Annotated in this window: 17 protein-coding genes and 1 pseudogene; 14 read left to right on the forward strand and 4 right to left on the reverse strand. The window is 28.9% G+C overall.

What is annotated here, in order from left to right; all coding sequences use genetic code 11:
- The first annotated feature begins 148 nt into the window (after positions 1–148).
- From ARA56_RS03760 to thiI, 4 genes are all read left to right on the forward strand, one after another.
- Entirely contained in the window at positions 149–2,728 is a 2,580-nt protein-coding gene (locus tag ARA56_RS03760; RefSeq protein ID WP_055264103.1) for a calcium-translocating P-type ATPase, SERCA-type, read from the forward strand.
- Positions 2,729–2,924: 196 nt separating this feature from the next.
- Complete coding sequence (locus ARA56_RS03765; protein ID WP_070205642.1) at positions 2,925–3,797, forward strand: DegV family protein; 873 nt, start codon at positions 2,925–2,927, stop codon at positions 3,795–3,797.
- 117 nt (positions 3,798–3,914) lie between these two features.
- Positions 3,915–5,060, forward strand: a complete 1,146-nt coding sequence (locus ARA56_RS03770) for a cysteine desulfurase family protein (RefSeq protein ID WP_055264107.1) — start codon at positions 3,915–3,917, stop codon at positions 5,058–5,060.
- Positions 5,057–6,214 carry a tRNA uracil 4-sulfurtransferase ThiI gene (gene thiI, locus ARA56_RS03775; protein ID WP_055264109.1) on the forward strand — a complete coding sequence of 386 codons (1,158 nt, stop codon included), beginning with the start codon at positions 5,057–5,059 and terminating at the stop codon, positions 6,212–6,214. The genes ARA56_RS03770 and thiI overlap by 4 nt, the downstream gene beginning before the upstream one ends.
- Positions 6,215–6,459: 245 nt before the next feature.
- Here thiI and ARA56_RS03780 read toward each other — a convergent pair whose 3' ends face one another.
- Positions 6,460–6,876 (reverse strand): hypothetical protein, encoded by a 417-nt coding sequence (locus tag ARA56_RS03780; RefSeq protein ID WP_055264111.1) that lies wholly within the window; start codon positions 6,874–6,876, stop codon positions 6,460–6,462.
- Positions 6,877–6,985: 109 nt separating this feature from the next.
- Complete coding sequence (locus tag ARA56_RS03785; RefSeq protein WP_055264113.1) at positions 6,986–7,756, reverse strand: N-acetylmuramoyl-L-alanine amidase family protein; 771 nt, start codon at positions 7,754–7,756, stop codon at positions 6,986–6,988.
- Positions 7,757–8,030: 274 nt separating this feature from the next.
- Here ARA56_RS03785 and ARA56_RS03790 point away from each other — a divergent pair, with 274 nt between their 5' ends.
- The 5 genes from ARA56_RS03790 (at position 8,031) to ARA56_RS03810 (ending at position 12,871) form a co-directional block, all read left to right on the forward strand.
- A complete protein-coding gene (locus ARA56_RS03790) occupies positions 8,031–8,516 on the forward strand; it encodes a DUF4358 domain-containing protein (RefSeq protein WP_055264115.1) in 486 nt (161 codons plus the stop codon).
- 73 nt (positions 8,517–8,589) lie between these two features.
- Positions 8,590–9,966: an MBOAT family O-acyltransferase gene (locus ARA56_RS03795; RefSeq protein WP_055264117.1), complete on the forward strand. Its 1,377-nt coding sequence runs from the start codon at positions 8,590–8,592 to the stop codon at positions 9,964–9,966.
- A gap of 11 nt (positions 9,967–9,977) precedes the next feature.
- Positions 9,978–11,078 carry a DHHW family protein gene (locus ARA56_RS03800; protein ID WP_055264119.1) on the forward strand — a complete coding sequence of 367 codons (1,101 nt, stop codon included), beginning with the start codon at positions 9,978–9,980 and terminating at the stop codon, positions 11,076–11,078.
- A gap of 122 nt (positions 11,079–11,200) precedes the next feature.
- A complete protein-coding gene (locus tag ARA56_RS03805) occupies positions 11,201–11,887 on the forward strand; it encodes a PHP domain-containing protein (RefSeq protein ID WP_055264121.1) in 687 nt (228 codons plus the stop codon).
- Between the two features lie 18 nt (positions 11,888–11,905).
- The gene (locus ARA56_RS03810) at positions 11,906–12,871 is read left to right on the forward strand and encodes an aromatic acid exporter family protein (protein ID WP_055264123.1); all 966 of its coding nucleotides are present in this window, start codon (positions 11,906–11,908) and stop codon (positions 12,869–12,871) included.
- A 188-nt stretch (positions 12,872–13,059) separates the two neighbouring features.
- Here ARA56_RS03810 and ARA56_RS16370 read toward each other — a convergent pair.
- Positions 13,060–13,335: pseudogene (locus tag ARA56_RS16370) on the reverse strand (3D domain-containing protein); the annotation flags it as partial.
- Between the two features lie 669 nt (positions 13,336–14,004).
- Here ARA56_RS16370 and ARA56_RS03820 point away from each other — a divergent pair.
- The 4 genes from ARA56_RS03820 (at position 14,005) to ARA56_RS03835 (ending at position 18,598) form a co-directional block, all read left to right on the forward strand.
- Entirely contained in the window at positions 14,005–14,961 is a 957-nt protein-coding gene (locus ARA56_RS03820) for a collagen-like domain-containing protein (protein ID WP_055264127.1), read from the forward strand.
- Positions 14,962–15,109: 148 nt separating this feature from the next.
- A complete protein-coding gene (locus ARA56_RS03825; protein ID WP_055264129.1) occupies positions 15,110–16,555 on the forward strand; it encodes a hypothetical protein in 1,446 nt (481 codons plus the stop codon).
- Positions 16,556–16,793: 238 nt separating this feature from the next.
- The gene (locus ARA56_RS03830; protein ID WP_055264131.1) at positions 16,794–17,501 is read left to right on the forward strand and encodes a PspA/IM30 family protein; all 708 of its coding nucleotides are present in this window, start codon (positions 16,794–16,796) and stop codon (positions 17,499–17,501) included.
- 50 nt (positions 17,502–17,551) lie between these two features.
- On the forward strand, positions 17,552–18,598 hold the full coding sequence (locus ARA56_RS03835) for an SPFH domain-containing protein (RefSeq protein WP_055264133.1): 1,047 nt from the start codon (positions 17,552–17,554) through the stop codon (positions 18,596–18,598).
- Positions 18,599–18,728: 130 nt separating this feature from the next.
- Here ARA56_RS03835 and ARA56_RS03840 read toward each other — a convergent pair whose 3' ends face one another.
- Positions 18,729–19,598: a methionyl aminopeptidase gene (locus ARA56_RS03840; protein ID WP_055264135.1), complete on the reverse strand. Its 870-nt coding sequence runs from the start codon at positions 19,596–19,598 to the stop codon at positions 18,729–18,731.
- 128 nt (positions 19,599–19,726) lie between these two features.
- Between ARA56_RS03840 and ARA56_RS03845 the strand changes: the two genes are divergently transcribed.
- Positions 19,727–20,557 (forward strand): phosphatase PAP2 family protein, encoded by an 831-nt coding sequence (locus ARA56_RS03845; protein WP_172675736.1) that lies wholly within the window; start codon positions 19,727–19,729, stop codon positions 20,555–20,557.
- The last annotated feature ends 74 nt before the right edge of the window (positions 20,558–20,631 follow it).

Here is a 20,631-nt window from a genome sequence, read left to right on the forward strand (position 1 = left end):
TCCTTAAGTTTAAAATGCATTCTAAGCATATAGTAATATTCTATATATTTAATTACAATTTGTAAATGAAAAAATAGACATCTCTTATTCATATATTACATAAACATTAATATATATATAGAAGAGTTCTAATGAAGGAGGATAAAATGTGATACAGGAAAGAGAATTTACTAGAGGATTATCTACAAGAGAAGCTGAAAAAAGACAAATGACTTATGGATTAAATGAACTTAAACATAATAAGAAAAAGTCACCATTTTTAATTTTTTTATCTCAATTTAATGACTTTATTACCTGGGTTCTAATAGGAGCTACAATTATATCAGGTATTATGGGAGATGTAGCAGATGCTATTACTATTTTAATTATAGTATTTGTAAATGCAATATTAGGATTTGTACAAGAATTTAAGACTGAAAAATCTTTAGAAGCTCTTCAGGAGTTAGCTGCACCTACTTGTAAAGTTGTTAGAGATGGAGCTATAAAGGTTATAAATTCAAAGGAATTAACAATTGGTGATTTAGTAGTACTAGAAGCAGGAGATAGGATTCCAGCAGATGGTAATTTTATAGATTGTCAAAATGTAATGGTAGATGAATCATTATTAACAGGAGAATCTGTAGGAGTTAGTAAAGATGCTGAGCTAGATGTAGGGAAAAATGGGGATAAAAATAGATGTAAAGGCTTTATGGGAACTATAATATTAAAGGGAAGAGGTCTATTACTAGTTGATGCTATAGGAATGAAGACTGAAATGGGGAAAATAGCAAATCTTCTTGATAATATTGAAGAAGAAAAATCACCTTTGAAAATAAGGCTAGATTCTTTAGGAAAGATTCTTGTCGCTATATGTTTAGTTATATGTTTTATAGTAACTGTTCTAGGGATAATTAGAGGTAATGATATTACAGAAATGTTCCTACTTGGAGTATCATTAGCAGTTGCGGCAATACCAGAAGGTTTAGCAGCTATAGTTACTGTTGCATTAGCATTAGGTGTTAATAGAATGCTTAAGAGAAATGCTTTAGTTAGAAAGCTGCCAGCAGTTGAAACTTTAGGATGTACATCCGTAATTTGTTCAGATAAGACAGGAACATTAACTCAAAATAGAATGACTGTAAAAGAACTTTTGGTTAATGGCAAGATATATGAAGTGGATAAAGGAATGCCAGAGAATTGTGAGATGTTAAAAAAAGCTTTTGTATATTGTAATGATACAAATTACGATTACTCTAAAAAAGATATGGAAAAAGCTCTTATGGGAGATCCTACAGAGACAGCTTTGATTAAAGTGTTCTTTAAAAATGCAAAGGATATAAAAAATTTTGTTTCAGGTGGAATAAGAACATTTGAAATACCATTTGATTCTAATAGAAAGATGATGAGTGTAATTATTCAAGAGCATAATAAAGAAGTTTGTTATATGAAAGGTGCACCAGAAAGAGTTCTTGAGAGATGCTCTAGTATATTAGAAAATGGGAAGGTTAGACCTTTAACACCTCAAAAGAAGAAGCAGATATATAACTATATTGAAGCTATGTCTAACAGAGCTTTAAGATGTATTGCAGCAGCATATAGGGATGAAGCTGTAGTGAAGAGTGATATGGTAGAAAATGATTTAATTTTCTTAGGGGTAGCAGGTAGTATTGACCCACCAAGATTGGAAGTAAGGGATGCGGTATTAAAATGTAAGATGGCAGGAATTAAACCTGTAATGATTACAGGAGACCATAAAAATACTGCATTAGCAATAGCAAAAAGTATAAATATTTGTACTAGCGATGACCAAGCTTTAACAGGAGAACAACTTGAAAAGATGTCTGATAAGGAATTAGTTGAAAAGGTGGCTAAAGTTAGGGTATTTGCTAGAGTATCACCTAATCATAAGTTAAGAATAGTAAAAGCTTTTAAGAAAACAGGAAATATTGTTGCCATGACTGGTGATGGTGTTAATGATGCACCAGCTATAAAAGAAGCTGATATCGGAGTTGCTATGGGTATTTCAGGAACTGATGTAACTAAGGAAGCAGCATCTATGGTTCTTATTGATGATAATTTTGCAACAATTGTATCAGCTGTAGAAGAAGGAAGAATAATATATGATAATATAAGAAAGTTCATAAGATACTTATTATCTTGTAACTTAGGAGAAGTCCTTACAATGTTCTTAGCATCATTATTTTATTTGCCAAATCCATTAACACCTATACAAATTCTTTTTGTAAATTTAGCTACAGATGGTCTTCCAGCTATTGCGTTAGGAGTAGACCCTGCAGATAAAGATATAATGAGGCAACAGCCAAGAGAAAAAGATGAAAATATTTTTGCTAGAGGATTGTGGGAAAAAATAGTAGTTAGAGGATGCTTAATTGGAGTATGTACATTATTAGCATTTATGGTAGGTAGATTCTATAGATTAGATTTAGCAACATGTAGAACAATAGCTTTATGTACATTAGTAATGTCACAATTATTCCATGTTTTTGAATGTAGATCAGAAAGACATTCAATATTTGAAATTAAGTTGTTTACTAATCCATATTTAGTTGGAGCAGTATCAGTATCAATAATCATGATATGTAGTATACTATATATTCCTTTCTTAAGTGGAATATTTAATACTGTACCACTAAGATTGAAAGAGTGGACATTAGTATTATTCTTCTCAGGAAGTATTTTCTTAATAAATAGTATTTACTTATTGATTAAGTCTAAAAAATCAAATTAAAAAGTCAGCTTAGCTGGCTTTTTATTCTATTTATAAACATATATATAATTAATAGTTAAATATTTTTTAATTCTAAGTAGGAATATTGCAGCAATAGGAATATTATGGTAATATTTGATGGGGGATTTAAAGTTATATAAGATATCATTTAGATTATAATATATACTAAAATTTTATGAGGAAAGAAGGGGTTATAGTGAATAAAATTATACTTATGACAGATTCATGTTGTGACTTGCCTTATGATTTTACAGAGGATAATAATTTAGTAGTTATTCCACTAATGTTAACATTAGGAGATAGGACTATAGCTGATGACTTAGGAAAAACTTTAAAATATGAAGATTTTTATAAAGCTGTTAGAAGTGGAGAGATGCCAAAAACAGCACAAGCAAATGTTTATGAATTTGAACAAGAATTTGAAAAATATATTAAAAATGGAGATAAGATAATTTATATAGGTTTTTCATCTGCATTAAGTGGAACTTATAATAGCGCTAATGTTGCGATGGAATCTTTAAAAGAAAAATATAGTGATGCTGATATATCAGTAATAGATAGCAAGAGTGCATCTATGGGGTTAGGCCTTTTAGTATATTATGCAAACAAGATGATTAAAGAAGGAAAAAGTAAAGATGAAATAGTAAAATGGGTAGAAGAAAATAAACTTAAAGTTGTTCATTGGTTTACAGTAGAGGATTTAAATTATTTATATAGAGGTGGAAGAGTATCTAAAGCAACAGCAACAGTTGGGTCTTTATTGAGTATAAAACCTGTTATGCATGTAGATAATGAAGGAAGATTAACACCAGTAGAAAAAGCTAGAGGAAGAAAAAAATCATTAAGCGCATTAGCAAACAAGTTAATCGAAGAGATAGTAAATCCGGAAGAACAAATTGTTTTTATAAGTCATGGTGACTGTATAGAAGATGTAGAGTATGTAAAAGAAAAAATTTTAGAAAAAGTAAAGGTTAAGGAAATTGTTGTTAATCATGTGGGGCCAGTTATAGGGTCGCATTCAGGACCTGGAACTGTAGCAATTTTTTATTTTGCAAAAGGAAGAGAATAAGAAATTGGATAGATTTGTCTTTGACAAGTCTATTTTTTTATAGGAAAATTTTATATAAAAAAACATTAAGAATTTAATGTATAAAATAAGTGAATAATAAAAGGAGGGAGTGATAATATGGATATTTATTTTGATAATAGTGCTACTACAAAGCCTTATGAAGAGGTTATAAAGGCTGTAGCTGATGGGATGAGGGAGTATTTTGGTAATCCATCATCACTTCATAAGATAGGTATTAAGTGTGAAAAAAGATTAACTCAATGTAGGGAATATATTTCATCGACAATAAAGTGTGATAAAGATGAGATATATTTTACTTCAGGTGGAAGTGAAGGAAATAATTTTATTTTAAAAGGATTATTAAAGCCAGGGCATCATTTTATAACAACTTCTTTTGAACATGGTTCAATAATGAATACATGTAAAGAATTAGAAGACAAAGGTGTTAAAATTACATATTTAGATGTTGACCAATATGGAAACATATCTTTAGAGGATTTAGAAGAAGCAATAACTAAAGATACGGTATTAGTTTCAATAATGTATGTTAATAATGAGATGGGTGCTATCCAGAACATTGAGGAGATAGGAAAACTTATAAAAGAAAAATCAAATAGAGCAAGATTACATGTTGATGCTGTTCAAGCTTATGGAAAGTTTGATATTGATGTAAAAAAGATGAATATAGACTTTTTAACAGTTGCAGGACATAAAATTCATGGGCCAAAGGGAGTTGGATTTTGTTATATTAAAAAAGGTATAGTATTAAATCCATTAGTTTCTGGAGGTGAACAGGAAAAAGGGTTAAGAGCCGGAACCGTTGATTTACCAAGCATAATAGGATTAGAAAAGGCTGCTCAAATAACATTTGCTCATAAAGATGAGACTTATAAAAAGGTTTATGAGTTAAAAAAATATATGATAGAAAGACTTAAAGAAATAGAGGATATAAGAATAAATAGTCCTTTAGAAGGAAATTTCTCTCCATATATTCTAAATGTATCTTTTAGAGGTGTAAGATCAGAAGTATTATTACATTTGCTAGAAGATCAAAATATTTATGTAGCAACTGGTTCAGCTTGTAGTTCAAAAGTAAGTATGTCAAAAGGGAGCTATGTTATTAAGGCATTAGGACTTAATGCTAAAGAGATAGAAAGTGCTATAAGATTTTCATTTAGTTATGAAAATACAAAAGAAGAAGTGGATAAAACTATTGAAGTTTTAAAAGGATCACTTATGTTTTTAAGGAGAGTTAGAAGATGAATAAATTAATATTAGTTAAGTATGCACCAGAGATATTTTTAAAAGGTCTAAATAGAGGTAAATTTGAAAGACAACTAATGAATAATATCAAAAAGAGATTAGATGATATTGAGTATGAAATAGTTGTGGATCAAGGAAGATACTTTATAAAGGCTCAAGATGTTGAAGCTGCGGTAGAAAGAGTTAGAAAAGTATTTGGTGTTGTCGAAGTTTGCTTAGTAACTGAAGTTAAAAGAGATTTAACTGTTATAAAAGAAGAAGTTTTTAAAATGGTTAACGAAATAAAACCAAGAACATTTAAGATTGAGACTAATAGAGCAAACAAGAAATTCCCATTAAACTCTATAGAAACATCAAGAGATGTTGGAGGATATGTATTACATCACTACGGAGAAGGATTAGAAGTTGATGTTAAAAATCCAGAATGTCTAGTAAATATTGAAATAAGAGAAAAAGGAGCATATATATTTACAAGCAAAGATAAGATAAAAGCTGTTGGTGGATTACCATATGGAATAAATGGTAGTACTATGCTTATGCTTTCAGGTGGAATAGACTCACCGGTAGCAGGGTATTTAATGGCAAGAAGAGGTGTAGCATTAAACTGTGTTTACTATCATAGCCATCCATATACATCTGAAAGAGCAAAAGATAAAGTTAAAGAACTAGCTAGAATTTTATCTGAATATGCAGAAAAAGTTAAATTATATATAGTTCCGTTTACTGAAATTCAAATGGCTATAATAAATGGATGTAGAGAAGATGAGTTAACTATAATAATGAGAAGATTTATGATGAGAGTAGCATGTGAATTGGCTGAAAGAAATGGAATTCAATCAGTATCATCAGGTGAAAGTATAGGGCAAGTAGCTTCTCAAACTATGGAAGGATTAATAGTAAGCACAGATTGTGCTGATAGACCAGTATTCCGTCCATTAGTTACAATGGATAAAACTGAAATTATGGATATAGCTAGAGAAATAGGTACATATGAAACTTCAATTTTACCTTATGAAGATTGTTGTACAATATTTGTACCAAAGCATCCAAAAACAAAACCAAGATTAGAAGATATGAGAAGAGCAGAGTCAGTATTAGATATAGAAGCTTTAGTTAATAAGGCTATAGAAGAAACAGAAATTGTTACTTATTAGAAGGAAAGTGCGAAGCACTTTGGGCAAAAGTTTGACTTCGTTAAAGTTCAAGAGGTCACTTTGTGACTACCAAGAGATTTACAATATCAAATAGTAATGACTTAGAATTTAAAAAGCCTTTGGACATTTACGAAGTAAATATATTGGACTGCCGTAGGCAATCTTGGACTCGACGAAGTCGACTTTTGGACTACGCATTTAATGCACAATTAAAAAAAGGAACTGCAGTTGCAGTTCCTTTTTTATTATCTTGTTCTCATTTTCGTAGCTTGTTGTCTAGCCTTCTTTATTTGAGCGTGATCAAATGGATGTAGGTCTTTTTTAGTAGTTAAGTTAGCTATATTAGAAATAAGTACTGTATCAGCTTCAGCTTTACCTTTTTCCCCTTTGATTCCCATAATAATTACTTTGTGACCTTGATTAACATCGATAAAAGTTGGCTTTTTAAACCATTTATTCATTTTATATTGACATTTAACTACTTGTTTTCCTGCTTCAGGTTTAACAACTAGATATACTCTTATTTTATTGAAAATTCCTAGAATACTCTTAGTTTCAGTTTTCACTGATAAAATAGTACCAGAAACGCTAGTCATTCTATCCCCATATTTTTGCATGTATGCATCTGAATAATATTTACCTAATTTATCTTTGAAACCCATTTCAAAAACTCCTTTTATTAAAAAATTCTACTACCAGTAACTACATTATAACATAGGAAACATAATTATAAAATAATAAATGTTTATATTTGTATACACATTTATTATTTTAATTTGATAATGAACGTTTATATTCTATTATTCCGTTATATAATGCTTCGGCACAAGCTAATTGACCAGGTTTAGATTTAAGATAATATTCATCTTGAAAATTACTAATAAAGCCTAATTCCACTAAAGCGGAAGTCGCAGTAGTTTTTTCAAGAACAGCTAATGCATCATCTTTATCTTCATAGAATTTTAAACCACGATCAGTTGTATAGTTTAAATTAACTAATTTGTTTTGGAGATAAGAAGCAAAAGTTTCATTAGTTTTGAAGGAGGGATTATACCATGTTTCTACTCCTTTTGCATTTGTATCATTATAATTGCTATTACAATGAAGTGATATAAATAAATCAGCATTTGCTAAGTTTGAAATTTTAATTCTCTCTTTTAAGCTATCATTAGCACTTTCTAACCAAGGTAGAGAATCTGATGTTCTAGTATAAATGACCTTTATATCTTCTTCAACACTTAACAAATCTCCTAATTTTAACGCAATATTTAATACTATGTCTTTTTCTTGACATCCAGAGATACCTAATGTACCAGCATCCCAGTCACCGTGACCAGCATCTATACATATAACAAAATTTCTATTATCAGTGTTATCAACTTTTTGAATAGTAGTAATAAAATTACTTTCACTTTTAATAGAGAGAATCAGTGGAATCAAAATAAAAGAGAGTAAAATGGTGCTAGTAATTATTTGACGTCTTTTCTTACGTTTTTGAAGCATTTTTCTTCTGTAACCTAAATTAAAGTTTGATGGTTCCATAAGCACCTCTTATTTACAGTAGATATATAAATAGTATAACAATGTAAATAAATTATGTAAATATATGGAAATGTTAAGAGTAATGCAGATATGTTCATAAAAAGTAAAAAAAAAATTTTTTTTACTGGAACAATTTATAGGTATTTGTAGTCTAATGAGTGAAAATAAGAATAACATAAGAAGAAATGCAAAATATATAAATAAAAAAGTGCGTTTTTTGAAAATTGTTGTATTATTAAATTTTTAATATTTATTAACTAGAGAGGTGCTCAAAATGAAAAAGATATTAGTAAGTTTATTAGTAGCAGCTATGGTAGGTGCTACATTAACAGGATGTGGATCAAAGGCTGAAGGTAATGGAACTCAAGTAGAACAAGGATCATCAGTATCAGCTGCAGACATAGTAGAACAATTAAAAGAATATATGCCAATGCCTATGGAACCAACAGAAGAGGAAGCTAAAGATATTTATCATTTAAATTTAGATGATGTAGAGAGTTATGGAATAGCTTTAACTGGAAGAAGTCCAGGAGTTGGATTTGCTATGGTTGTTAAAGCTAAAGATGGTAAAGTAGATGCTGTTAAAGCTTCAGTAGATAAAGTTTTAGAAGATAGAATAGGAGCAGCTTTTTATCCAGATGAAAAAGATGTTGCTGAAAAAGCAAAAGTTGAAGTTGATGGAAACTTTGTTTCATTATTAATATTTAATGATGATGTAGCAGCTGAAGCAACTCAAGTTTATAAAGATGCAATTAAGTAATTAATTAAAAAACTAAAGGGGCTGATAATCAGCTCCTTATTTTTATTAATAGATTGTAAATGGAGAAAGTACAATGGTTTTTAGTAGTATTTTATTTATTTTTAGATTTTTACCTTTAGCTTTAGGAATATATTATTTAACACCTAAAAAATATAAGAATTTTATCTTGATTATATTAAGTTTAATTTTTTATTCCTGGGGAGAAGCAAAATATTTCGTAATAATGATTTCATCAATAATAGTAGATTATTTTGTGAGTAGAGGAATTGAAAAATATCGAGAAAAGAAAAGTATTAAAATAGGACTCTTATGTATTTCTATATGCTTTAATTTAGGAATGTTATTTTTCTTTAAATACTTTAACTTTTTTATTGATAATATAAATTCAATCTTAGGATTAACTTTAAATCATGTAAAGATTACGTTGCCTTTAGGAATTAGTTTTTATACATTTCAAACTATGTCTTATACTATAGATGTTTTCAGAGGAAAGGTTAGTGCAGAGAAAAATATAATTTCTTTTGGTGCATTTGTATGTCTGTTCCCACAACTTATAGCAGGGCCTATAGTAAAATATACAGATATCAACAAAGAACTAAAAGAAAGAAAGATGAATGCAAATCAAATAGAGGATGGCATAGAGTTATTTATATTAGGCTTAGGGAGAAAAGTATTAATAGCTAATAATATAGGAATGCTTTGGACTGAAGTTGAAGGATTAGGATTTTCTAATATATCATCTATTTTAGCTTGGCTTGGGGTTATAGCTTTTGCTTTTCAAATATATTTTGATTTTAGTGGATACTCTCTAATGGCAATTGGATTAGGGAAAATGTTAGGATTTAATTTTCCTCAGAATTTTAACAATCCATATATATCAAGAAGTATAACTGAGTTTTGGAGAAGATGGCATATAACTTTAGGATCTTGGTTTAGGGAATATGTTTATATACCTTTAGGGGGAAATAGAGTTAATAAAGGTAGGCTTGTATTTAATTTATTTATAGTATGGTTTTTAACTGGATTTTGGCATGGGGCAAGTTATAATTTTATAATGTGGGGAATCTATTTCTTTATTCTTATAGGAATTGAAAAGCTAGGTTTATTAAAATTTTTAGAAAATCACAAAATATTTTCTCATATATATTCAATATTCTTTATATTGATAGGTTGGGCGTTATTTGCAGTAACAGATTTAAGTCAGCTTAAGATTTTATTTGAAAGATTATTCAATATGAATGGGGGAATAGATTGGATTTATTATATAAGAAATTATGGAGTTACATTAATTGTAGCAACTTTATTTTCAACACCTATAATTGAAATAACTTACAGAAGAGTTGTTAAAAGTAAGTTGATAAATACATTAATTTTAATGGGGATTTTTATAATATCCATTGCTTACTTAGTAGATGCTACTTATAATCCCTTCTTATATTTTAGATTTTAGGTGGTGATATGATGAAAAGAAATTATTTATTATATAGTTTTTTTATAGTTTTAGCTTTATTGAGCATATTAGATATAATTAAGCCTGATAAGACTTTTTCTGATTTAGAAAATAGAAATTTAAAACAAAAAGTGAAATTTACTGTGGAGGGATTTTGGGATAATAGTTTTCAACAAAACTATGAAAGCTATATTAATGATCAATTCATATTTAGAGATGGATGGATTGATATAAAATCAAGAAGTGAATTTTGTTTAGGTAAAATTGAAAATAACGGAATTATATATGGTGATAATGAATATTTATTTGAAAAATACTCTAACTTTGAGAAGAGTAGATTTTTAAATAATATAGAGGCCATAAATATTTTTAAAAACAATATTTCATCAAATATATCGCTTATGATAGTACCTAATTCTTATGAAATATATAAAGAGTTGGTACCTAAAGCAGCACCGTTAGTTCCTCAAGAAGAGAATATAGATTACATATATGATAATGTATTAGAAACAAATAATATTAAATTATTTGATGTTATGACAGAAAATAAAGATAAGTATATTTACTATAGAACGGATCACCATTGGACTGCCTATGGAGCATATTTAGCTTATAAAGAGTTTATTGAAAGTATAGGGGAAAAACCTATAGAATTAAATCAAGAAGACTTTGTAGAAGTAGATGATTTTTATGGAACGTATTTTTCTAAAGCTAAGCCTTTTAATGTAAAGCCAGATATTTTTAGCTATTTAGATTTAAGTGGAGTAACCATGAATATTTCAGGGGAAGAGTTTGATTCTATTTATGATTATTCTCAGTTAGAGTTAAGAGATAAATATGCTTTATTTTTAAGAGGAAACAATCCTTTAACTATTATAAAAAATACTAATTTACAAAATGGTAAAAAGATAGTTGTCATTAAAGACTCATACGCTAATTCTTTAGTACCTTACCTAACTCAAAATTATGAAGAGATACATGTTATTGATTTAAGAACTTTTAAAGAACAAGTAGGACAATATGTAGATGAAAATGATATAAAAGATGTGTTAATATTATATAATTTTATTAATTTTACTAGAGATGTAAATATAATTAGGTTAAAATATTAGAGGTATCAAAAGATACCTCTTTTTGTTATTATAATATGTTTTCTTGAAATATGAACAAAGATAAGTATATATATATAAACTAATATTGTATAAAATTTTTAAGTATAAGTGGAAAAATTATTATGTATAAACGAGGAGATTTTCATATTCATTCTACTGCCTCAGATGGAGCGTTAAAACCAGAAGAGATAGTATTGTTTGCAAAAAAGAGAAATTTAGATATTATATCATTAACAGATCATAATACAGTTGCTGGAGTCGAGGCAGCAGTAAAATGTGGTAAAACACATGGTATTAAAGTGATACCAGCATTAGAACTATCGACTAGATATAAGGGAATTAGAATTCATATCTTAGGATATTTCAATTGTGATATTTATCAAAATGAATTATTTATAGATACAATAAATAATATTAAAAAAGGAAATATATCATATATAAAAAATCGTTTCAAAGATATACTTACATTAAATAGAGGTAGTAAAAAAATATCTATTGAAGATGGAATAAAGATACTTAAGTATTTTAATGCAGTTGTAGTATTAGCTCATCCGGTTTTATTACCAAGAAATATTTTTAGTGAAGTAGTCGTTATGGATTTTGATGGGCTTGAAGCAAAGTATTTTGCAAATACGGAAGAGGATACTGAGTACTTTATTGAAATAGCTAATAAAAGAAATATGATATATACAGCTGGATCTGATTATCACAATGGATATGATTATTATAGAGCACATGGGTGTATTGGTGATGTATTTTTAGAAGAAGAAGAAATCAAAAGATTTTTAGAGAGGTTATATAGCAAATGAGAAGAAAGTAGGGATATAGTGAAATATATTTACAATTTAGCATTTAAAATGGCTTTAAGTGCAACTATAGCTTTGGTTATAGGAGAAGCACTTGGATTTAAATATTCCACTGTAGCTGCAGTTATAGCTATTTTAGGAATTCAAGATACAAGAAGAAAAGCTTTAATAGTGGGGAGAAATAGAGCTATTGCCTGCATAATTGGACAAATACTATCTTTAATTATTTATGGAATATTAGGCAATGGAGCTATAAGTTTTGGAATATTTTTATTAATATTGATACCGATAACTTCTAGATTTAACATACAAGAAGGGATGATAGCATCAGTTGTATTATCTACTCATTTATTAGTAGCAGATAAAATAGATTTAAATCTAATAATAAATGAATTTGGAATTATGATAATAGGTATAGGGGTATCATCAATAGCCAATCTGTTCATGCCTGCATTAGAGGATGAATTTAGAAAAGATAAGATATGGATAGAAGAAAAATATAAAGTTATATTATTAAAAATGTCTAAGTCCTTATTAACTCAAACCGTAGATATAGATGAGCAAAAAATAATGGATGATATAGAGAAAAAGTTAATTAGTAGCAATATTACTGCATATAAAATTGTAAATAATAATTTCTTTAAAAGTTCATCATACTATACTGATTATATTGCTATGAGAAGGAATCAATTTGATACTATCAAAAAGATGAGAAAAAATTTTGAGAGATTTAGTATGCCAGTTGATCAAATGAAAAACATGTCTATATTTTTAAAAAGAGTTGCAGAAGATATTAGAGAAAATAATGACTGCAAAGAGTTATTATATGGATTAGAAAAGCTAAAGCTACAGTATAAAGAGATGGAACTTCCAAAAACAAGAGAAGAGTTTGAAAATAGAGCGCAATTATTAAATTTATTAAATGATATGGAAGATTTCTTAAATATAAAAAGAAACTTTGTTTTAAATAATAAAACAGAAAAGTAAGCTCTAAAATAATAAAAATGAAAAATATTATAGTGACAAGTTAAGAGTAACAAGTGGCAAGTTAATGAATAAATTCAGCTTAGGCTTAGTTTACAAAAGTTGAATTTAAAAGAAACTGCAAGTAGTTTCAACATTAACTTGTCACTTGTAATTTGTTACTTATCATTAAGAAAATGCTTTGCACTTCTTTACCATTGTCCAGGATACGCAATTAAATAAACTGACACATCTCTTCTTCCCCAATTCATACAATCATCATGAGAATTAAGATATAAGTCTATAATATTTCCTTGTATTGCACCACCCGTATCTTCAGCAACGGCATAGCCATACCCATCTATATATAACAGTGATCCCAGTGGAATCACAGAAGGATCAACAGCTATGGTACTATATCCCCCTTCATTTCTTGTAGGTACTGTACCAGTAGCAGTTATACCATCTCCTGTATAGGCTGTACTTTCCATTATAAAATTACTTATATATCCAGAGTGATTATTTTCATCAGTAGTGTCACTACTATCAATATTTTTAACCGTAACATCAGTGTTAGAAACTTCCTCAACAACATCATTTGATGTTGGATTTTTTAAGATTTTATTTAACTTCTCGACATTATCTACATTTTCTTTAAATTCATTATATTTAAATTTGTGATTATTTATATCAACTGTTGTAGATAATGCATTTGCAAATGTCGGAAAAGAAGTTAGTGCTGATAGGGTAATAACGGTTAATGATACAAAAAGTTTTTTAAACAAAATTACACCTCCAAAAACTAGCTTGTGTCCATTGCGTATTTAGTATAAACATAGGCCTTAAAGCTTGTCAAATAGCCATGGATAAATATTGAAATGAATAATATTCCAAAAGTGATATTGGTTATATTATCCAATAGTTGCTTATGTAAGATGATTAAAAGGATTAAGAAGGATAAAACTTAAATATGTCAAGAAAAAAATAAGAGAAATATAATCCTGTATTTCCTGAAATTTTATCAATTGGTATGTTGAAAAATGCATAAAAATATACGAGTTTGTACAGATGTAGCACAAAAAAAATTGTTCAGCATATTTTATATTATAAATGAATGTCCAAAAGATAAAAAAATAGGTGTTTGTTAGGAGGAAAAGATGAATAAAGAACGTAGATATTATTACTATGAAGATGAAGATGATAATTCAGTAGAGGAGTATTCTAGTAATAGATGTGAAGAGAACGAATGTAATTCTAATAAATGTGATGAGTATGAAAAATGCTGTATTTGTAGAGGACCAAGAGGACCAAGAGGACCACAAGGGCCATGCGGACCAAGAGGACCACAAGGACCATGCGGACCAAGAGGACCACAAGGACCATGCGGACCAAGGGGACCAAAGGGAGAACCAGGACCATGTGGACCATGCGGACCATGCGGACAATGTGGACACTGCGGACCATGCGGACCAAAAGGACCAAAGGGAGATACAGGAGCAACAGGACCACAAGGACCATGCGGACCAAGAGGACCAAGAGGATTACAAGGACCACAAGGTGATATAGGACCAAGAGGACCACAAGGTATACAAGGACCTCAAGGTGAAGTGGGAGCACAAGGACCAACAGGAGCACAAGGACCAGTAGGAGCAACAGGACCACAAGGGCCAGCAGGAACAATTGGAGATTTTGGTATAGTTTATAGAACTGTAGATGATCCTAATATAGCTTTAGCTACTGGAGAGCATGTACCATTTACTACTGATGAAATAGTAGGAGATAATATAGTTCATCAAACTAATAGTAGAGATATATTATTAAAAGGTAATGCATCATATTTAGTTAAATATTCAGTATCTTTTACAGCAGAAAATAGATGTAGTTCTGAGGAAGGAAGAGATGTAGAATTTACTTTAACTTATGGAAACGGAGATAAAGTTGCAGCATCACAATTTGCGGCTTCAGTTTCAGAAGATATAAATTTAAATAATATAGCTAATCATACTATAGTAAATTTATGTGAAGATAGAATTATAAGATTAACCAATTTAACAGAAGGAAGGTTGCCAATAAGAATTTATGCAGCAACTATTTCTATTGTTAGATTAAAATAAGACTACTAAAAGGATCTGATAATAATACATTATCAGATCTTTTTATATGAAAGATCTGAAAACATAATGGAGGATATTAAAGTTAATACACGATAAATTGACAAGTGAATAATATATATTAAATAGTGATTTATAAGAGGTAATAAGTTTGAAAAGTGAAGTAATTATTGATTCAAAAAATGGTAGAGTAACAAGAGAAGAAAAAGAAGATATTGTATGCTTAAAAGGTAATAAAATTAATGAAGATAGTAATTTTATTGAAAACTTATGTATTGATATTAAATCAGATGTGATAGGGGAGAAAGAGTTTCCGTTAAAGATAGGTGGATATAATTTTAAGCTTTTCTTAGGTCATTTTTGTAATGAATATATTGAAGATATACTTATTTGTGGAGAAAGTGGAGGTAGTGGCAATTACGCTATAGCAAATATTTATCATTATCAAGATGGGAAGTTACTTGAAATATTTAATTCAGATACTTTCTCTGATAAGTATAAATATAAGTGTAGATACTTAAAAGATTGTAAAATTGAACTGATTTGTGATAAATTACAAAAGAAATATATTATAGATATAGGTACTATAGATAAGAATTATTTAGAACAAATATATTCTATAGATGGCAAAATAATTACTGATAGTGATCCGTCAGTATCATACGTAACTGACATATATCCAATAATAGATTTAAATACAAATCTTATGAGGGTTGAAGCATACCAAAGAGTAATTGGAATAGTGAACGCAAGTACTATTGGAGAAATAATAAGTATTATTTCTCTAGAAGAATGTAGAACAAAGGTTATAGAACAATTTGCAGCAACTGACGGAGAAAATATTTCAGAACTTTCAAGAGGTAATGATTTAAGAGATGATATTATAAGCAAGTTGCCTGATGATATAACTTTGATAAATCTAAATAAGTTTGGTGGAAGAAATGGATTAATTAAAGCTGATATAGATGGGGATGGTAATGAAGAAATATTATGTGCATATAAGTATAAAGATGTACAATATTTAAGTGCATTTAGAGAAATAGATGGAGCAGTTAAATTCTTAGATAATATAGATGGAACAGGGTATGATATATCAGATTTAATAATTGATAAGATAAAGCAAAAAGGTGGAGAAAGCATAATAGTAGGATGGAGAATTGGGGGGATATGGTCAGTATTAGATATATTAGATTTTAGAGAAGGTAAATTTATCAAGGCTTTAAAAGGGGATAAATTAAATTACTCTAAGATAGAGCTTTGTGATTCAAGTAATACAAGGGGTGGAAAGAATATAGCATTATGGACTCATGAAACTGGAGAAGCTTATAATGTACAAATATATACATTAAGAGGAGAAACCTTAGAAAAAACATACAAAGATGATAAAGAGTATTTTTTAAGGGTAGAAGAGTATTATAAAAATTTGATAAATAAATCTAGGGAAACACCACAATATCTATACTATTTAATTCAAGCTCAATGTAGAGCGGGAAAGAAGAAAGAGGCTATTGATAATATAAATAGAGCTTTGAAAAATCCAAATCCATTTCCTTCAATACAAGAGCTAAAGAGGTTAAGAAAGAGTATAAGTAAATAAACCTAATATTGAAATATGATAACTTTAACTTGCTTATATATTATGGTGAAAATATGATTAATTATAGATAAATTTAGAAATAATCATAGAAGATGTAATATATTAAGCATTATTAAAGTTATCTTTTTTATAACAGTTAAAACAGGTGTTATATGTAATATGTAAGGTTGGAAAAAAATATAATAAGTTTATATTATATGTTATAATATAAAATATATAATTAGAGGGAGGAATCAATATGTCAATATTAAAAAGATTCACAGATATAATGTCTTCTAATATTAATGCTATGCTTGATAAATGTGAAGATCCTGTAAAAATGGTAGATCAACTAATGAGAAATTTAAATAAAGATTTAAATGAGATAAAAGTAGAAACTGCTTCAGTTATGGCAGAAGAAAATAGAGCTAAAAGAGAACTTGATGAATGTCAAGAGCAAGTTAACAAAATGTTAGATTATGCAAAAAGAGCTGTTGCAGCAGGAAATGATGATGATGCAAGAAGATTTTTAGATAAAAAAGTAACTCTTTCAGAAAAGTTAACTTTATTGCAAACAAAATATGATTCAGCAAAAGCAAATTCAGAAAAAATGAGATCTATGTACAATAAAGTTTCGAATCAAATTGAAGAACTTAATGAAAGAAGAGCAGTAATAAAAGCTAAAATGACAACAGCAAAAATACAAGAAAAAGTTAATACTTTAGGTAATAGTGTAAATAAATCAACTGCTAATATGGATTCATTTGCAAGAATGGAAGAAAAGGCTAACAGAATGCTTGATGAGGCAAACGCAATGGCTGAATTAAATTCAAAACCAGTAGATGATATTGATGATTTAATGAGCAAATATAATAGTAATAATTCAGCTGTAGAAGATGAACTTGCAGCTTTAAAAGGTAATAATGATGCTGTTGAAGATATGTTAAGAGAGTTAAAAGGTGAATAATATATTCTCATGATAAACATATTATCTTTTAGGATATAACGGAGGTAAAGATGGGATTATTTAAAAACCAACTTTTAAATGTAATTGAATGGAATGAGACAAGAGATGACGTTATTTTTTGGATGTGGAAGAATAACGAAATAAAAAAGAATAGTAGATTAATAATAAGGCCTGGACAAGATGCGATTTTTATGCAAAATGGTAAGGTTGAAGGTGTATTTACTGAGGAGGGAAATTACGAAGTCGAAACAGAAATAATTCCATTTCTCTCAACATTAAAAGGCTTTAAATTTGGTTTTAATAGTGGACTAAGAGCAGAAGTGTTATTTATTAATACTAAGGAGTTTTTAGTAAGATGGGGAACTAAAGGTCCAATTAATATTCCAGCTCCAGGTATGCCTGGTGGAATGCCAATAAGATGCTTTGGATTTTACACTGTAAAAGTAGATGATTATATGACTTTAATAGATAAGGTTGCAGGTATAAAAAGTCAATTTACAGTAGATGATATCAAGATTCGTACATCAGCTATAATGGATGGACTTCTTATGAAATGGATAGTAAAAGAAGGAAAGAATATGTTTAATCTACAAGTAAATTCAGCTGAGATAGCTAAAGGATTAAAAGTAGATTTAGATATGCAGCTTTTACAAATAGGATTGACTGTAACTGGCGTAACTATTGAAAACTTCAATTATCCAGAGCAAGTTCAAAAGATGATTGATAAAAATGCAGCTTATGGTATGGTGGGGAATATAGGACATTACCAAAATGTAGCCATGGTTGAATCAATGGAGAAAAATCCAGGAAGTTCTATGGGGAATATGGCTCAAGCGGGTATAGGAATACAAATGGGTATGGAAATGGCAAAAGAAATGAAAAGCAATATAGAAAATTCAAAGTCTAATGTCTCTAACTCTAGTATTTGTCCTAACTGCCATAGTAATATAGATAGCAATGCTAAGTTCTGTCCAAATTGTGGAGAGAAAGTAGTAAAAGCAGAAGAGCAAAACTCAAAAAAGAAATTTTGTCCAGAGTGCGGAGCAAAACAAGATGGAAACTCTAAATTCTGTAGTGAGTGTGGAAATAAACTTTAAAAGGTTATAAATTAACAGTGACAAGTGATGAGTTAAAAAATTGAAGCAGCTTAAGCTGCTTCAAAACTTATCACTTGTCATTTTTTCATTTATATCTAAATAAAGTGTTGACACTTTATCTATGTTGGAATTAATAAGTTAAAATTTCTATGCCTGTTTCAGTTACAAGCACAGTATATTCCCATTGTGCTGAAGGGTATCCATCTTCTGTTAATACAGTCCAGTCATCATCTGAATCAATGAATATATCAGGAGTACCCATGTTTATCATTGGCTCAATTGTAAAAACCATACCAGGAACTAATAGCATTCCAGTACCTCTTTTTCCAACGTGAGATACAAAAGGTTCTTCATGGAATTCTAATCCTATTCCATGTCCTCCAAATTCTCTAACAACAGAGTAACCGTTGTTTTCAGCATGTTTTTGAACTGCTTCAGCTATATCTCCCATGAATCCCCATGGCTTAGCTGCTTCTAATCCTTTTTCTAAGCACTCTTTTGCTACATCTACTAGTTTATCTAAGTTAGGATGAACTTCTCCTATTTTAAACATTCTTGAAGCATCAGAAAAATATCCATTATATATTGTAGAAACATCTACATTTATAATATCTCCATTTTCTAATATCACATCAGGGCTTGGAATACCATGACAAACTTCATCGTTTATTGATGTACAAACACTTTTTGGATAACCTTGAAAGTTTAATGGAGCAGGAATAGCACCTTGAGAAATTGTAAATTCATGAACTAGAGTATTTATTTCTTCTGTACTCATACCAGCTTTTATATTAGTGGATACAAGATCTAAAACAGCAGTATTGATTTTAGAACTTTCTTTAATACCTTGAATCTGTTCAGGGGTTTTAATTATGCTTCTTGGAGGAATAATAGCACCTCTTTGAGCATAAGAAGCTAGTTTCTTATCAAATTCAAGATGACAATGTTTATATTTTTTATTGCTACCGCACCAACAAGGTGCATTTCTATTAATGTTCATAATTGTTCTCCTTAAATTAAAATTACTATAATAATTATTATACTACTAAATTGAAAATGTTGATAATAAGTATAGTAATGATATAAAATTATATTAAAAATTATATTGAGAAATGTAAAGGAGGAATTATGGAACTAGAGATAATAAGAACTATTCAAAGTATTTCAAATCTATTTTTTGATGTGTTATTTCAAATATTTACTATGTTTGGTGAAGAGTTGATATTAATATCGATAATAACTACTATATACTGGGCGTATGATAAAAAGTTTGGAGAGTATATTGCATATTCATCATTAACGAGTTTGCTATTTAATAATGCATTAAAGGATATATTTAAAATGAAAAGACCAATTGGAGAAGAAGGAATAAGAACACTAAGAGCTGAGACAGCAACAGGATATTCATTTCCAAGTGGTCATAGTCAAGGGGCTGCATCTTTTTATGGAAGTATAGCTATATATTTTAAAAAGAGAATTATTTATATTTTAGCAACTATAATAATTTTTTTAGTTGGAATATCTAGGTTATATTTAGGGGTTCATTATCCTAAAGATGTATTAGTTGGGATAGCACTTGGGCTTTTGATATCAATTATCTCATATAAATTATTTAGAACAGTGAATAATAGAAATTTACTTTATATAATAACTTTTATTTGTTTTATACCAGCATTAATATTTGCACAATCGCCAGATTTTATAAAAGGAATGGGAACATATCTAGGCTTTATTATAGGTGTAATTGTAGAAAAGAGATATATTAATTTTTCTGTTGAGGGGAATTTAGCTAATAAAATATTGAGAGTAGTTATTGGAATAGCAATTTTACTTATAATTAAATCAGGATTAAAAGTAATTTTTCCTAATGAATTAATATTTCATTTTATAAGATATACTATAGTAACATTTGTAGGAATTGGAGTATATCCTGCAATATTTAAAAAACTTAAAATCTAAACAAAATAAAGAGTAATAATCTTAGATAAAACTCACAGGCTATTGTTCATTTTAGTTGAGCATCAGCTTGTGAG

This window comes from Clostridium disporicum, from assembly GCF_001405015.1.
Lineage (GTDB): Bacteria > Bacillota > Clostridia > Clostridiales > Clostridiaceae > Clostridium > Clostridium disporicum_B.

Excerpts from the sequence above, each read along its gene's own strand:
- ARA56_RS03840 (WP_055264135.1), bottom strand. The coding sequence starts at position 19,598 with ATGAACATTAATAGAAATGCACCTTGTTGGTGCGGTAGCAATAAAAAA.
- ARA56_RS03820 (WP_055264127.1), top strand. The coding sequence starts at position 14,005 with ATGAATAAAGAACGTAGATATTATTACTATGAAGATGAAGATGATAAT.
- ARA56_RS03795 (WP_055264117.1), top strand. The coding sequence starts at position 8,590 with ATGGTTTTTAGTAGTATTTTATTTATTTTTAGATTTTTACCTTTAGCT.
- ARA56_RS03800 (WP_055264119.1), top strand. The coding sequence starts at position 9,978 with ATGAAAAGAAATTATTTATTATATAGTTTTTTTATAGTTTTAGCTTTA.
- ARA56_RS03780 (WP_055264111.1), bottom strand. The coding sequence starts at position 6,876 with ATGGGTTTCAAAGATAAATTAGGTAAATATTATTCAGATGCATACATG.
- ARA56_RS03805 (WP_055264121.1), top strand. The coding sequence starts at position 11,201 with ATGTATAAACGAGGAGATTTTCATATTCATTCTACTGCCTCAGATGGA.
- ARA56_RS03770 (WP_055264107.1), top strand. The coding sequence starts at position 3,915 with ATGGATATTTATTTTGATAATAGTGCTACTACAAAGCCTTATGAAGAG.
- ARA56_RS03835 (WP_055264133.1), top strand. The coding sequence starts at position 17,552 with ATGGGATTATTTAAAAACCAACTTTTAAATGTAATTGAATGGAATGAG.
- thiI (WP_055264109.1), top strand. The coding sequence starts at position 5,057 with ATGAATAAATTAATATTAGTTAAGTATGCACCAGAGATATTTTTAAAA.
- ARA56_RS03790 (WP_055264115.1), top strand. The coding sequence starts at position 8,031 with ATGAAAAAGATATTAGTAAGTTTATTAGTAGCAGCTATGGTAGGTGCT.
- ARA56_RS03845 (WP_172675736.1), top strand. The coding sequence starts at position 19,727 with ATGGAACTAGAGATAATAAGAACTATTCAAAGTATTTCAAATCTATTT.
- ARA56_RS03830 (WP_055264131.1), top strand. The coding sequence starts at position 16,794 with ATGTCAATATTAAAAAGATTCACAGATATAATGTCTTCTAATATTAAT.
- ARA56_RS03785 (WP_055264113.1), bottom strand. The coding sequence starts at position 7,756 with ATGGAACCATCAAACTTTAATTTAGGTTACAGAAGAAAAATGCTTCAA.